This window comes from Microbacterium oleivorans (assembly GCF_013389665.1).
GTDB lineage: Bacteria > Actinomycetota > Actinomycetes > Actinomycetales > Microbacteriaceae > Microbacterium > Microbacterium oleivorans_C.
On record NZ_CP058316.1, the window covers coordinates 845,269 to 859,368 of the forward strand.

Sequence of the window (14,100 nt, forward strand, 5' to 3'; positions counted from 1 at the left end):
GGGGCCGCGACGTGCGCTCGTCCGCTCACGCTGACGGATGTCGGCGACGGACCTAGCCTGGATCCATGAGAACCGTGCTGCTGACCGGATTCGAACCGTTCGCCGGGGACGCGACGAACCCATCGGGCGACGCCGTCCGTCTGGTCGCCGACGGTTGGGCCGGCCCGGAACGCCTGGTCACGTCGGTTCTGCCGGTCGCCTTCAACGCGGCGCGCCTGCGGTTGCGCGAGCTGATCGTGGAACACTCCCCCGACGTCATCATCGCGACCGGTCTCGCCGGCGGCCGCGCGGGCATGTCCGTCGAACGGATCGCCATCAACCTGATCGACGCCCGCATCCCCGACAACGCCGGCGATCAACCGGTGGATGTGCCCGCGGTCCCGCGCTCACCGGCCGCGCACTTCTCGACGCTCCCCGTCAAGTCGATCATCGCCGACATCGCAGCGGCGGGCATTCCGGCATCCGTCTCGCACTCCGCGGGCACGTTCGTGTGCAACCACGTCATGTACACCGCGCTCGACAGCGGCGAGCCCGGTGACCGTGCGGCCGGCTTCATCCACGTTCCCTACGCGACCGGGAGCGCCCCGGAGGGGAAGCCCTCGCTCCCCCTCGCCGACATCGCCCGGGCGCTGCGCATCGCGATCCGCACGTCGCTCGACACCGAGATCGACGTCTCCTACGCCGCCGGCAGCATCTGGTGAGTCAGCGCGAGAGTTCGCGGATGATCCGGCCGAGGATCTCGGCGGCGACCTCGACGTCGTCGGAGTCGGCGTAGAGCCGAGCGACGTTCGTTCCGTCCGTCGCGAACACCGCACTGGAGCCGTGCCCCAGGTCAGCGGCGAATGCGTTCGTCGCGCCGACGACGCCGATCTCACTCGAGAAGCCTTGCGTGCCGGAACGGAGTTGCTCCCACTGCCAGGCCAACCCCGGGGCGACCTGCGGCGCGAGGATGAAGAACTCGCTCTCGTCACTCAACCGCTCGGAGTCGGAGAAGACGGGGCACGAGCGTTCGACACCGGCGGCGGCGAACAGCACCTCTTCGGGCTGCTCGGATCCCTCCCAGTACCCGTCGAGGTACGGCCCGATGAGCTCTTCCAGGCCGATGGCCTCGCCGAGCCGCACGCAATCAGGGATCGACCAGACGTCGTCGAACGCGGCAGGCCGGGGCCGCGTCGCATCCGGAAGGTTCACCGCGACGGCGTCGATCGCCGCATCCAGCAGCTCGACGGGCGCCTCGTAGACCGCCCATCCCACGGTCGCCATGATCCAGTCGTCACCGACCGTTCGCCCCAACCGGCACAGACCCGAGTCGTAGTTCGGCTCGCACCGGGCGACCGCGTATCGGGCGGCGAACTCGTTCGGAACCGCCGCGGCCGGCAACACGGTCGTGCGGAGAGTCGACACCCCCTCGGGGAGACCGGCGTCCTCCGCCACGAACCACATGCATTCGAGGCCACCCGTCGTCCCGACCGGATCCAGATCCAGATCCACCGCGAAGACGCGGTCGGGATTCTCGGCACGATGCCGCTCCTCGGCGGTCATCGTCCCCGGGCCGAGGAACGATCCACGTTGCTCGGCGGTCAGCATCCGATCGCAGTCGCCGTCGAACACCCGAACCGGGACGGGGTCGGGAGCGGCGGTGGCGGTGGGTGTCGGAGTCTCGCTGGCCGGCGGCGTCGACGGCGCCGGCGTCTCGGCGACCGACTGGGTCGTTGCGCATCCGGAGGTCAGCGCCGCGACGACGAGGAGGGACAGGACGGCAAGACGACCACGCGGCATGACAACACTGTGCCAGCCGACGACCGCCGGTCTCGGCATCCGAACCGTCTGTTACCGAAACGACGCTCATCGGCACACCGCGGGTGAGGCGCGGTGCTGCCGGCGAGGAGCAGAGCGAGGCGAGGATTCCCACCGGGCAGGGTGATTCTCGCCCGGCCCGGCCCGGCGCGGCGGCGCTCAGGCGGTGACGACCTGCGCGGTGCCGAGGGGGGCGTCGGGACCGAGCTCGTCGGCGATGCGGCGCGCCTCCTCGATGAGGGTCGCCACGATCTCGGCCTCGGGCACGGTCTTGATGACCTCGCCCTTCACGAAGATCTGACCCTTGCCGTTGCCCGAGGCCACGCCCAGGTCTGCCTCGCGCGCCTCGCCGGGACCGTTGACGACGCAGCCCATGACGGCGACGCGCAGCGGCACGGTCATGTCCTTCAGTCCCTCGGTGACATCGTCGGCGAGGGTGTAGACGTCGACCTGAGCACGTCCGCACGAGGGGCAGGACACGATCTCGAGCTTGCGCTCGCGCAGGTTCAGCGACTGCAGGATCTGATGTCCGACCTTGACCTCTTCGGCGGGCGGCGCCGACAGCGAGACGCGGATCGTGTCGCCGATGCCTTCACCGAGAAGGATGCCGAACGCGGTCGCGCTCTTGATGGTGCCCTGGAAGGCGGGACCGGCTTCGGTGACGCCGAGGTGCAGCGGCCAGTCGCCGCGCTCGGCGAGCTGCCGGTAGGCCTTGACCATGACGATCGGGTCGTTGTGCTTGACCGAGATCTTGAAGTCGTGGAAGTCGTGCTCCTCGAACAGCGACGCCTCCCAGACGGCGCTCTCGACGAGGGCCTCGGGGGTCGCCTTGCCGTACTTCTCGAGCAGCCGACGATCGAGCGAGCCGGCGTTCACGCCGATGCGCAGCGACACACCGGCGGCTTTCGCCGCGTTCGCGATCGCGCCGACCTGATCGTCGAACTTGCGGATGTTGCCGGGGTTGACCCGCACGGCCGCGCACCCGGCGTCGATGGCCTGGAAGACGTACTTCGGCTGGAAGTGGATGTCGGCGATCACCGGGATCTGACTCTTCTTGGCGATGATGTGCAGCACATCGGCGTCATCCTGCGACGGCACGGCGACACGCACGATCTCGCAGCCGGATGCCGTCAGCTCGGCGATCTGCTGCAGCGTGGCGTTGATGTCGGTGGTCGGCGTCGTCGTCATCGACTGGACGCTGACGGGGGCGTCGCCGCCGACGAGAACACGACCGACGCGGATCTGACGGCTCTTGCGACGCGGGGCGAGAACGTCGGGGACCTGCGGCATCCCGAGATTGACAGCTGGCACGGCCTCAGCCTACGCGCCGCCGCCGCGCACCGGCTGGGAACGGCGGCGCCGGCAGGGTGTGATAATTTCGCCCCATGCGCGCGTACCTCTCCTGGTGGCTCACCGCCTAGGCGGTGTGCTCGACGTGCACACGTAACAGACCGCCCGGCGTCGAAGGCCCGGCGGTCTTCTTCGTGGGGCGGACGCTCCGACGACGAAAGACGACGATGACCGGCTCCCTCCCGACACTGACCGATCTCGCCGCGAGCGGTGAGCCGTTCGCCCTCATCGCACGAGACGGTGCGACCGTCGAGGTGCTCCGCGGCGACGTCGCCGACGTCGACCTGCTGGCGGACATCCCTCTTCACGACGTCGACGGCACGCCGCGCGAGGTGCTCGCGCTCGTTCCCTTCCGTCAGGTCGTGGAGCGCGGGTTCGTGTGCCACGACGACCGGGCCCCGCTGCGCTGCCTCCGCGTCGACCAGCACGGCTCGATCCCCCTGGCCGAGGCCCTGCGACAGCTTCCCACCGAGCGGGTGCCGCTGGCCGATGCCGGATTCGACATCTCCGACGACGAGTACGCCGACATCGTCCGACGCGTCATCGCCGACGAGATCGGGCGCGGCGAGGGCGCGAACTTCGTCATCCGACGGGATTTCACCGCCACGGTCGACACGGATGCCGTCACCGCGGGGCTCACCTGGTTCCGCGCCCTGCTGCAGCACGAGCGCGGCGCCTACTGGACCTTCCTCATCGTCAGCGACGGTCACGTCGCCGTCGGGGCGAGCCCCGAGGCGCACGTCAGCGCTCGCAGCGGTGCGCCGGCGGTGCCCGGGACCAGCATCGTGACGATGAACCCGATCTCCGGCACCTTCCGTCATCCTCGTGGCGGCGCGACGGGCGAGACGCTCACGGAGTTCCTGTCATCGACCAAGGAGACCGAGGAGCTCTTCATGGTCGTCGACGAAGAGCTGAAGATGATGTCGGCCGTGTGCTCGGACGGCGGGCGCATCACCGGCCCGCACCTGAAGGAGATGTCGCGGCTGACCCACACCGAGTACATGCTGCGCGGCTCCAGCACGATGGACCCGCGCGACATCCTCCGCGAGACGATGTTCGCCCCGACCGTGACCGGCTCGCCCATGCAGAACGCCTGCACCGTCATCGCGCGGCACGAGCGCACGCCCCGCGGGTACTACTCCGGCGTGGCGGCCCTGTTCACGCCCACGGCGGCCGGTGGACACGACCTCGACGCCCCCATCCTCATCCGCACCGCCTATCTGGTCGACGGCCGGCTGCGGGTGCCGGTGGGCGCGACGCTCGTGCGCCACTCCGACCCGGCCGGCGAGGTCGGCGAGACCCACGGCAAGGCGGCCGGTGTGCTCGGCGCGATCGGAGCGGTCGACCGCGACGAGGCGCCCGCGGTCGTCGCGGATGCTGCCGAGCTCGACGAGGACGCGCCCGCGTCCGTGCGTCCGCGACTCGGGGACGACCCGACCATCGCCGCGCTCCTGGCTTCGCGCAACTCCCGGCTCGCCCAGTTCTGGCTCGATCCCCAGGCCGCCGAGGGCGGGCCCTTCGCGGGCCGCGAGGTGCTCGTCGTCGACGCGGAGGACCGCTTCACCACGATGCTCGGTCATCAGCTGCACCACCTCGGGTTCGACGTGCGCATCGCGCCGTGGCACGAGGTGACCGACGCCGACGTCGACGACGCCGGTTTCGTGGTGTTCGGACCGGGACCGGGCGATCCGCGCGACGGGGCCAGCCCCCGGATCACGCGGATGAGCCGGCTCGTGGACCGCCGTGCGGATGCCGGGCGCCCGCTGCTCGCCGTCTGCCTCAGCCACCAGATCCTCGCCGGCCGGCTCGGGATCGAGCTCGCGCCGCTGGCGGCTCCGCACCAGGGGCTGCAGAAGAGCGTCGACATCTTCGACGTGCCGGCGTCCATCGGGTTCTACAACACGTTCACGGCGCGCGTGGCGCCGGGCACCGCCCGGCTGGGCGCGACGGAGGTCGCCGCGGACCCGACGTCGGGCGACGTCTACGCTCTGCGGGGACCCGGGTACGCCTCGGTGCAGGGGCATCTCGAGTCGATCCTCTCGCGCGACGGGCTGCCGACGCTCGAGCGTCTCATCGGATTCGCGCTGGCGCCCGTCGCACGCTGATCCGGGCCGCCGAGCCCGCTCCCGGGAGGCGCCCCGCGCGTCAGCCGAGGAGGGAGACCGGGTTGAACAGGTCGGCGAGGATGAGCGTGCCGCCCATGACGATCAGCCCGATCACGACGACGAACGTGACCGGCACCAGCTTGGTCGCATCGACAGGCCGCGGCTCGGGCCGGCGCAACAGCTTGGCCCACATCCGCTTGATGCCGTCCCAGAGCGCCACGACGACGTGACCGCCGTCGAGCGGGAGCAGCGGCAGCAGGTTGAACACGAACAGCGCGATGTTCAACGACCCCAAGAGCCCGATGAGCATGACGACACGGTCGAGGATCGGCGCCTCGGTCGCGGCGACCTCGCCCGCGAGCCGGCCCGCGCCGACGACGGACAGCGGGCCGTTCGGGTCGCGTTCGGTTCCGGTGACGAGCGTCACCCCCGTCTCGTAGACCTTGACGGGAAGCTGCCAGATCACCCCGGCGACCGCGCCGACGCGCTCGACCGCCGCCTCGGGGCCCGCCCACAGCGGCTGCGGCTCGTACCCCAGCGTCGCCGTCATGCCCACGAAGCCGACCTCGGCGGTCGTCGCCTCACCGTCGGCCGAGACCAGCTCGCGCTCCGCCCGGATCGGGGTGACCTGCAGCGTCAGGGCGGCACCGTCGCGCTCGACGACCACCGGGATGGTGCGACCGGGAGAATCCTGGATGATCGCCGTCGCGGCGGCGAAGTCCTCGACCGCGGTGCCGTCGACCGAGACGAGCACATCGCCCGGGAGGATGCCGGCCGCCGCCGCGGGCGAGGCGGGATCGTCGGCCCCGCACGCGGAGCGCTCCGTTCCGCTCGGCAGCACGCACTCGTTGACGGCGGCGATGGTCGTGGTGGCCGCCGGCACGCCGATCGCCGTCAGAGCGACGGCGAACAGCACGATCGCGAACAGGAAGTTCATGAGGGGTCCGCCGACCATGATCACGACGCGCTTCCAGACGGCGAGCTGGTAGAACGCGGGCTTCGTGTCGCCCTCGACGAGGGTCTCGGCGTTGGCGAGGCGGGCGTCCTGGACCATCGCCGCGAAGAAGCTGGACCGCGCGCGGGCCGCCCCGCTCGCCCGCTCGTCGGCGGCGCCGAGGGCCCCGCCCGTACCCGGCTCGTCCTCGACCTGGGCTGCGGGCGCCGGCGGATACATGCCCGACATGGAGATGTAGCCGCCCAGCGGAAGAACCTTCACGCCGTACTCGGTCTCGCCGAAACGGCGTGACCACAGCGTGGGGCCGAACCCGATCATGTAGCGCCCGACGCGGACGCCGAAGGCCTTGGCGGGGACGAGATGACCGATCTCGTGGAGGGCTATCGACACGGCGAGCCCCACGACGAGCAGCACCACACCGATGACGAAAGCGAGGACGGTCACGAGCGATCAGGCTACTCGCCGAGCCTTTGAATTCACCCAGGCCGTAAACTCGGACCCATGGGCTGGGCCGGGGATGGGGATGCGCGTCGTCGGCGCGCCCTCCGTGGCACCGCCTCAGCTGCCGTGGCGACGACGCTCGCGGCCACCGCGCACACCATCTCGGGCGGTCTCGCCCCGCTGTGGCTGATCGTCGCCACGACGCTCCTGGTCACTCCGGCAGCCGTCTGGCTGGTCGGACGCGCGCCGTCGGTCTGGCGTACGACGGCGGTCGTCCTCGCGAGTCAGGGCCTCTTCCACACCTTCTTCTCGATCGCAGGCTCCGCCGACCTCGGCGCGGCCGCCGTCCACCTGCACTCTGCCGCGCCCGCGGCGTTCGGCTCGGCGACGCCGCACGTCCATGTCGCGGGCGCCTCGATGTCGGCGACCCACGTGATCGCGGCCGCGCTGACGGTGGCCGTCCTCGTCTCCGGCGAGCGTCTGATCGGGATCGTGGCACGCGGCATGCGCCGCCTCGAGCGCATGCTGTCGCCGATCGTCCCCCCGCCGGCGCTCATCCGCTCCGCTCCCTCTCGTCACCGCCGGTTCACCCCGGCGCGCCGTGTGCGTTCGTCCCTCTCGTTGCGCGGGCCGCCGGTCACCACCGCGTGATCCGACCCTTCCCCTTCGCGGCGCCGCACGACGCGGGCCGCATGTTCCGAGAGAGACCCATGACCCGTACCGCTCCCGCGCGCCGCCGCGCGCGTCTCGCCGTCGGCATCACCGCCGGCGCCGCCCTCGCCCTCGCCCTGCCCCTCGCGGCATCCGCCCATGTGCACGTGACCCCGGAAGAGGTCGCCGCCGACGGCTCCACCCGGATCGACTTCTCGTTCAGCCACGGCTGCGACGGATCGCCGACCACCGCGCTCGTCGTCGACATCCCGGCCGAGGCCCAGGGCGCGACTCCGGTCGTCGACGGCGCCTGGACCATCACCACCGAGACCGGCGATGCGGGCATCCCGACGCGGATCACCTACACCGCGGTCGCCCCGATCCCGGACGCCTACGCCGCCTCGGCCGGGATGAACGTGATCTTCCCCGGCTCCACCGAGGGCGAGAGCTTCGCGTTCCCCGTGACCCAGCAGTGCGAGGCGGGAGAGGCCGCCTGGACGCAGCTGGCCGAGGACGGTCAGGACCCGCACGACCTCGACTACCCGGCGCCCGTCGTCGTCGTGGGCGCCGCCGCCGCGGAAAGCGATCACGGCGACGAACACGGGTCGGGCGACACCGCACAGGCGGCCGACGCCGAGAACGCGGCGGCGAGCGCGCCCGCGGCCGACCCGCTCCCGATCTGGCTCTCGGTGGGCGCCCTGGTCGTCGCCGCAGCGGCGCTCGTCCTCGCCATCGCCCGCCGACGCGCCTGACACGTCGGGGCGGACGCGCACACGACGTGTCCGCCCCGACCCCGGGATGACAGAATGGTCGGCAATGCCTACCGACGCCCCGAATCTCCCTCCCGTTCTTCGTCCCGAGAACCCCCCGCGCCGCGCACTCGATGAGCTGGCCGCGCACGTGGGCGGGCGGATCGTCGGCGATCCCGACGGCGTGACCGTCACCGGGATCACCCTGGCGACCGCGGACCTGCGGCCGGGTGAGGCGTTCGTCGCCGTGCGCGGAGCCGCGCGACACGGCGCGGAGTTCGCCCGGGTGGCGGCCGAGACCGGTGCGGCGGCGATCGTCACCGATGCCGCCGGCGTCGAGCTCGCCGCCGGGGTCGGACTTCCCGTCGTCGTGGTCGACGATCCACGCGCGTCGCTGGGCGAGCTGTCGGCGTGGGTGTACGGCACCGGACGCGATGACCGTCTGCCGCTGCTGCTGGCGACGACCGGCACCAATGGCAAGACGAGCGTCTCGCACCTCATCGAGGGCATCCTCGGTCAGCTCGGCGCCGTGACCGGACTGTCGTCGACGGCGGAACGCCACATCGCGGGCGAGGTCATCGTGTCGCGTCTCACCACCCCCGAGGCGTCCGAATTCCACGCCTTGCTCGCCCTGATGCGGGAACGCGGCGTCGAGGCCGTCGCCGTCGAGGTGAGTGCTCAGGCGCTGACGCGCCACCGCGTCGACGGCGTGATGTTCGACGTCGCCGGCTTCACCAACCTCACTCACGATCATCTCGACGACTATCGCGACATGGCCGAGTACTTCGAGGCCAAGGTGCCGCTGTTCCGCGCCGACCGCTCCCGCCGCGGAGTCGTCTGCCTCGACTCGGCGGCCGGCGCCGACATCGTCGCCCGCTCAGAGGTCCCCGTCGTCACGATCGTCACCCCCGCGATCGCGCACGATCCGGCGTCCGCGGCCGACTGGAGGGTCGAGATCCTCGACGAGCGCCAGGACGGCACCGAGTTCCGCCTCGTCGGGCCCGAGGGGCGGTCGCTCACGACCACCGTTCCGGTCATCGGCCCGCACATGGCCGCCAACGCCGGCCTCGCGATCGTGATGCTCCTCGAGGGCGGGTACGCGTGGGACGTGCTCGTGAGCGCGCTCGACGGCGGTCGGATCGAGGCCCATCTGCCCGGGCGCACGCAGCGCGTGTCGGGCGATGAGGGGCCGGCCGTGTACGTCGACTTCGGACACTCCCCCGACGCGTTCGAGAAGACCCTCGCGGCGGTGCGTCGGGTGACGCCCGGCACGGTCGTGATGGTCTTCGGCGCCGACGGCGACCGCGACAAGACCAAACGTCACGACATGGGAGCCACGGCCGTGCTCGGCAGTGACATCCTGATCGTGACCGACCACCACCCGCGGTTCGAAGACCCGGACACCATCCGGGCGACGCTGATCGAGGGCGCACGCCGCGCCCGACCCGACGCCGACGTCCGCGAGTGCTCACCGCCCGAGCGTGCGATCGTCGAGGCCGTCTCGCTGGTGGGCGACGGCGACGCGATCCTCTGGGCGGGCCCGGGGCATCAGGACTACCGCGACATCCGCGGCGTCCGCACGCCGTACTCCGCGCGCGAGCTCGCACGTCGAGCGTTGCACGACGCCGGGTGGCCGGTGCCCGAACCCAGCTGGGCGGTGCCGTACCCCGACTGAGCGTGTTTGTGGTCGGACCACTGTGAAAAACAGTCGCCTCACCGTGCTCCTGTGCCCCTCGTGCACGATCCCGGGCGGCTGACGAGTCCCGGCGTAGCGTCGGGTGCAGGCACGCCGCGGCAGGCACGATCAGCGCCTTCCCCGCTCCCCGGCGGGCCTTCCGACCAGCGAAGGACCCACGATGAGCACAGTCATCCCCACCTCGACAGCACACGACGACGCTGTACCCGCGGCGTGGGAGGCCTTCGCGCCGGGGCCGTGGCAGGACGACATCGACGTCCGAGACTTCATCCAGCGCACCTACGCGCCCTACACCGGCGACGCCTCGTTCCTGGTCGGACCGACCGCCCGCACCACCGGTCTGTGGCAGACCTTGAGCGAGATGTTCCCCGCTGAGCGCGAGCGCGGCGTCTACGACGTCGACGCCGAGACGCCCTCGACGATCACGTCGCACGCGCCGGGCTACATCCGCCGCGACGACGAGCTCATCGTCGGCCTGCAGACCGACGCCCCGCTGCGTCGCGCGATCATGCCGAACGGCGGATGGCGCATGGTCAAGGGCGCGCTCGAGACCTACGGATACCCCGTGGATCCGACGCTCGAGACGATCTTCACCCGCTACCGCAAGACCCACAACGACGGCGTCTTCGACGTCTACCCGCCGGCCGTGCGGCGCGCGCGCAGCAGCCACATCATCACCGGGCTCCCCGACGCCTACGGCCGCGGGCGCATCATCGGCGACTACCGTCGTGTCGCCCTGTACGGCACCGATGCTCTCGTGGCGGCGAAGAACGTCGAGCGCGCGGAGCTCGACATGCACCCCTCGACCGAGAACATCCTGCGCTCGCGGGAGGAGAACGCCGAGCAGATCCGGGCTCTGCACGAGCTCGCCGCGATGGCGGCCTCGTACGGCTTCGACATCACGCGGCCGGCCGCGACGGCCCGCGAGGCGATCCAGTGGCTGTACTTCGCCTACCTCGGGGCGGTGAAGGAGCAGAACGGCGCCGCGATGAGCTTCGGACGCAACACCGCGTTCCTCGACTCCTTCATCGAGCGCGACCTCGCCCGCGGCGTGCTCGACGAGACCGGCGCCCAGGAGCTCGTGGACGATCTCGTGATCAAGCTGCGCATCGTGCGGTTCCTGCGCACCCCTGAGTACGACTCGCTGTTCTCGGGCGACCCCACATGGGTCACCGAGTCGATCGGCGGTGTCGGAGAGGACGGGCGCACCCTCGTGACCAAGACCGCCTTCCGCTTCCTGCAGACGCTCTACAACCTCGGTCCCGCCCCCGAGCCGAACCTCACCGTCCTGTGGACCGACGCCCTCCCCGAGGGGTTCAAGGAGTTCTGCGCCCAGGTCTCGATCGACACCTCGTCGATCCAGTACGAATCCGACGACCACATCCGCGCCCTCTGCGGCGACGATGCGGCCATCGCGTGCTGCGTGTCGCCGATGACCGTCGGCAAGCAGATGCAGTTCTTCGGCGCGCGGGTCAACCTCGCCAAGACGTTGCTGTACGCCATCAACGGCGGACGCGACGAGGTCAGCGGCCGGCAGATCGCGCCGGCCGCGGCCCCCGTCTCGGGAGACGTGCTCGTGTACGACGACGTGCGCGAGCGCTTCCGGACGATGATGGAGTGGCTCGCCGAGACCTACGTCGACGCGCTCAACTGCATCCACTTCATGCACGACAAGTACGCGTACGAAAGACTCGAGATGGCGCTGCACGACGGCAATGTCCTGCGCACCATGGCGTGCGGGATCGCCGGGCTCTCGGTCGCCGCCGACTCGCTCTCGGCGATCCGATACGCCCGCGTCGAGCCGGTGCGTGACGCCTCGGGGCTCGTGGTGGACTACCTCGTCCACGGCGACTTCCCCGCGTTCGGCAACGACGACGACCGCGTCGACGAGATCGCGCGCGAGCTGGTGTCGGACTTCATGGCGATGATCCGCCGTCACGAGACGTACCGCGACGCGGTGCACACCCAGTCGGTGCTGACGATCACCTCCAACGTCGTCTACGGCAAGGCCACGGGCAACACCCCGGACGGCCGACGCGCGGGCCAGCCGTTCGCCCCGGGGGCCAACCCGATGAACGGTCGCGACACGCACGGCATGCTCGCCGCAGCGCTCTCGGTCGCGAAGCTCCCCTTCGACCAGGCCCAGGACGGCATCTCGCTGACGACGACGGTGACACCCGGCGGCCTCGGTCGCACCGCGCCGGAGCGCGTACGCAACCTGGTCGGGCTGCTCGACGCCCAGATGGCCTCGGAGGGTTACCACCTCAACGTCAACGTCCTCACGCGCGAGACGCTCGAGGACGCCATGGTCAACCCCGAGAAGTACCCGCAGCTGACCATCCGGGTCTCGGGCTACGCGGTCAACTTCGTGCGGTTGACGCGCGAGCAGCAGCTCGACGTCCTCAGCCGCACATTCCACACGGGAGTCTGAGTCCCGTGTCCGCCATCCTGGTGCCGGGCGCATCGAACGCCGCTGATCCGGGCGGTTCCCCGCGCGATCGTCTCGCAGCGCGACGCTCGGGGAACATCGCCAGCGTGCACTCCTGGGAGCTCGTCACTTCCGTGGACGGCCCCGGCACCAGGATGACCCTCTTCCTCGCAGGCTGCCCCCTGCGCTGCCAGTACTGCCACAACCCCGACACGTGGCGTCAGCGCGACGGCGAGCTGACGGCGATCGACGACGTCGTGGGGCGCCTCCGCCGATACCTGCCGGTGTTCCGGGCGACCGGCGGCGGCCTGACGATCTCGGGCGGCGAGCCGCTGCAGCAGGCTGCGTTCGTCACGCGACTGGCGCGGGCGGCTGCCGCGATGGGCGTGCACGTCGCCCTCGACACCTCCGGAAACCTCGGCCGCGCGGCATCCGACGAGCTTCTCGACGACCTCTCGCTCGTTCTGCTGGACGTCAAGTCGGGCCTGCCCGAGACGTACCGCGAGGTGACCGGACGCGACCTGCGGCCGACGATCGAGTTCGGCGACCGCCTGGCGGCCCGTGATGTTCCGGCGTGGGTCCGCTTCGTCCTCGTACCCGGACTCACCGACGCCCCCGAGAACGTGGATGCCGTCGCCGGCACCGTCGCGGGCTGGCCCAACGTCCAGCGCGTCGAAGTGCTCCCGTTCCACCAGATGGGCACGTCGAAGTGGGAGCGCCTCGGAATCGCCTACCCCTTGGCCGGTCGAGCCACCCCTGACGAGGCTCTGCTCGCTCGGGTTCGCGCGCAGTTCGCGGCGCGCGGTCTCACGGTCTACTGAGCGGGACGGCTCACCGGGCGGCCGCGATCGCGCGGTCGGCGGCCGCACGGGCCCACGTCTCTGCTTCGCCGAGCGACTCGCGAGTGAGTTCGGCGGGAGCATCGTGGGCGTCGACGACGCGCTCGATCGTCTCGACGATGCCGGGAAAGGTGAGCGCCCCCGCGTGGAACGCCGCCACGGCCTGCTCGTTCGCCGCATTGAAGACGGCGGGATAGGTCGCTCCCGCCCGGCCGACGCGGCTGGCGAGCGCGACGGCGGGGAACGCCTCGACGTCGAGCGGCTCGAAGGTCCACGCCGTGGCGCGGCTCCAGTCGATGGGGGCACCGACGCCGGCGACGCGGTGCGGCCAGTCCAGGCCGAGCGAGATCGGCAGGCGCATGTCGGGCGGCGAAGCCTGAGCGATGGTCGAGCCGTCGACGAACTCGACCATCGAGTGCACCACCGACTGCGGGTGCACGACGACGTCGATGCGGTCGTAGTCGATACCGAAGAGCAGATGCGCCTCGATGACCTCGAGCCCCTTGTTCACGAGTGTCGCGGAGTTGGTGGTCACGACCACGCCCATGTCCCACGTCGGGTGCGCCAGTGCCTGCGCGGGCGTGACGTCGGCGAGCTCGCTGCGGCGGCGTCCGCGGAACGGACCGCCCGAGGCGGTGAGCACGAGGCGCCGCACTTCGGCGTGCTCGCCCGCGCGCATCGCCTGAGCGATGGCGGAATGCTCGGAATCCACCGGAACGATCTGACCGGGCGCGGCGAGGGAGGTCACCAAGGAGCCCCCGACGATGAGCGATTCCTTGTTCGCCAGGGCGAGGGTGCGCCCGGTCTCGAGAGCCGCGAGGGTGGGGCCGAGCCCCACCGACCCGGTGATGCCGTTGAGCACGACGTCGGCGTCCACATCGCGGACGAGCTGCTCGGCGTCTGCCGCGCCGAGGGCCGTCTCGGTGACGCCGAACCGAGCGGCCTGCTGCTCGAGCAGTGCCCGGTTGCTGCCGGCTGCGAGCCCGGCGACGGCGAAACGATCGCAGTTCGCCTCGATCACGTCGAGCGCCTGGGTGCCGATCGATCCGGTGGAGCCGAGGATGAGCACGCGACGCATGCCGTCAGCCT

At 71.1% G+C, this 14,100-nt stretch carries 11 protein-coding genes; 7 read left to right on the forward strand and 4 right to left on the reverse strand.

Annotation, left to right across the window (positions count from 1 at the left end; translation table 11 throughout):
- The first annotated feature begins 65 nt into the window (after positions 1-65).
- The gene (gene pcp, locus HW566_RS04195) at positions 66-701 is read left to right on the forward strand and encodes a pyroglutamyl-peptidase I (RefSeq protein ID WP_178010685.1); all 636 of its coding nucleotides are present in this window, start codon (positions 66-68) and stop codon (positions 699-701) included.
- A 1-nt stretch (position 702) separates the two neighbouring features.
- Here the strand turns inward: pcp and HW566_RS04200 are convergent, their stop codons facing one another.
- Complete coding sequence (locus HW566_RS04200; protein WP_178010687.1) at positions 703-1,779, reverse strand: hypothetical protein; 1,077 nt, start codon at positions 1,777-1,779, stop codon at positions 703-705.
- Between the two features lie 177 nt (positions 1,780-1,956).
- Positions 1,957-3,087: a flavodoxin-dependent (E)-4-hydroxy-3-methylbut-2-enyl-diphosphate synthase gene (gene ispG, locus HW566_RS04205; protein ID WP_178014651.1), complete on the reverse strand. Its 1,131-nt coding sequence runs from the start codon at positions 3,085-3,087 to the stop codon at positions 1,957-1,959.
- Between the two features lie 227 nt (positions 3,088-3,314).
- On the opposite strand from ispG, the gene HW566_RS04210 reads away from it, so the two are divergent.
- Entirely contained in the window at positions 3,315-5,252 is a 1,938-nt protein-coding gene (locus HW566_RS04210) for an anthranilate synthase family protein (RefSeq protein WP_178010689.1), read from the forward strand.
- Between the two features lie 40 nt (positions 5,253-5,292).
- Here the strand turns inward: HW566_RS04210 and HW566_RS04215 are convergent, their stop codons facing one another.
- Positions 5,293-6,651: a M50 family metallopeptidase gene (locus HW566_RS04215; protein ID WP_178010691.1), complete on the reverse strand. Its 1,359-nt coding sequence runs from the start codon at positions 6,649-6,651 to the stop codon at positions 5,293-5,295.
- Positions 6,652-6,708: 57 nt separating this feature from the next.
- On the opposite strand from HW566_RS04215, the gene HW566_RS04220 reads away from it, so the two are divergent.
- From HW566_RS04220 to pflA, 5 genes are all read left to right on the forward strand, one after another.
- Positions 6,709-7,299: a hypothetical protein gene (locus HW566_RS04220; protein ID WP_178010693.1), complete on the forward strand. Its 591-nt coding sequence runs from the start codon at positions 6,709-6,711 to the stop codon at positions 7,297-7,299.
- 59 nt (positions 7,300-7,358) lie between these two features.
- Positions 7,359-8,051 carry a DUF1775 domain-containing protein gene (locus HW566_RS04225; protein WP_178010695.1) on the forward strand — a complete coding sequence of 231 codons (693 nt, stop codon included), beginning with the start codon at positions 7,359-7,361 and terminating at the stop codon, positions 8,049-8,051.
- Positions 8,052-8,115: 64 nt separating this feature from the next.
- Positions 8,116-9,723 carry a Mur ligase family protein gene (locus HW566_RS04230; protein ID WP_178010696.1) on the forward strand — a complete coding sequence of 536 codons (1,608 nt, stop codon included), beginning with the start codon at positions 8,116-8,118 and terminating at the stop codon, positions 9,721-9,723.
- Positions 9,724-9,904: 181 nt separating this feature from the next.
- Positions 9,905-12,175: a formate C-acetyltransferase gene (gene pflB, locus HW566_RS04235; protein ID WP_178010698.1), complete on the forward strand. Its 2,271-nt coding sequence runs from the start codon at positions 9,905-9,907 to the stop codon at positions 12,173-12,175.
- Positions 12,176-12,180: 5 nt separating this feature from the next.
- Entirely contained in the window at positions 12,181-12,993 is an 813-nt protein-coding gene (gene pflA, locus HW566_RS04240) for a pyruvate formate-lyase-activating protein (protein WP_306171786.1), read from the forward strand.
- 10 nt (positions 12,994-13,003) lie between these two features.
- Here pflA and dxr read toward each other — a convergent pair whose 3' ends face one another.
- On the reverse strand, positions 13,004-14,089 hold the full coding sequence (gene dxr, locus HW566_RS04245; protein WP_178010700.1) for a 1-deoxy-D-xylulose-5-phosphate reductoisomerase: 1,086 nt from the start codon (positions 14,087-14,089) through the stop codon (positions 13,004-13,006).
- Between the last annotated feature and the right edge of the window lie 11 nt (positions 14,090-14,100).

Coding starts and splice junctions, on each gene's coding strand:
- HW566_RS04200 (WP_178010687.1), bottom strand. CDS start 1,779: ATGCCGCGTGGTCGTCTTGCCGTCCTGTCCCTCCTCGTCGTCGCGGCG.
- HW566_RS04230 (WP_178010696.1), top strand. CDS start 8,116: ATGCCTACCGACGCCCCGAATCTCCCTCCCGTTCTTCGTCCCGAGAAC.
- HW566_RS04220 (WP_178010693.1), top strand. CDS start 6,709: ATGGGCTGGGCCGGGGATGGGGATGCGCGTCGTCGGCGCGCCCTCCGT.
- pcp (WP_178010685.1), top strand. CDS start 66: ATGAGAACCGTGCTGCTGACCGGATTCGAACCGTTCGCCGGGGACGCG.
- HW566_RS04225 (WP_178010695.1), top strand. CDS start 7,359: ATGACCCGTACCGCTCCCGCGCGCCGCCGCGCGCGTCTCGCCGTCGGC.
- pflB (WP_178010698.1), top strand. CDS start 9,905: ATGAGCACAGTCATCCCCACCTCGACAGCACACGACGACGCTGTACCC.
- HW566_RS04210 (WP_178010689.1), top strand. CDS start 3,315: ATGACCGGCTCCCTCCCGACACTGACCGATCTCGCCGCGAGCGGTGAG.
- dxr (WP_178010700.1), bottom strand. CDS start 14,089: ATGCGTCGCGTGCTCATCCTCGGCTCCACCGGATCGATCGGCACCCAG.
- ispG (WP_178014651.1), bottom strand. CDS start 3,087: ATGCCGCAGGTCCCCGACGTTCTCGCCCCGCGTCGCAAGAGCCGTCAG.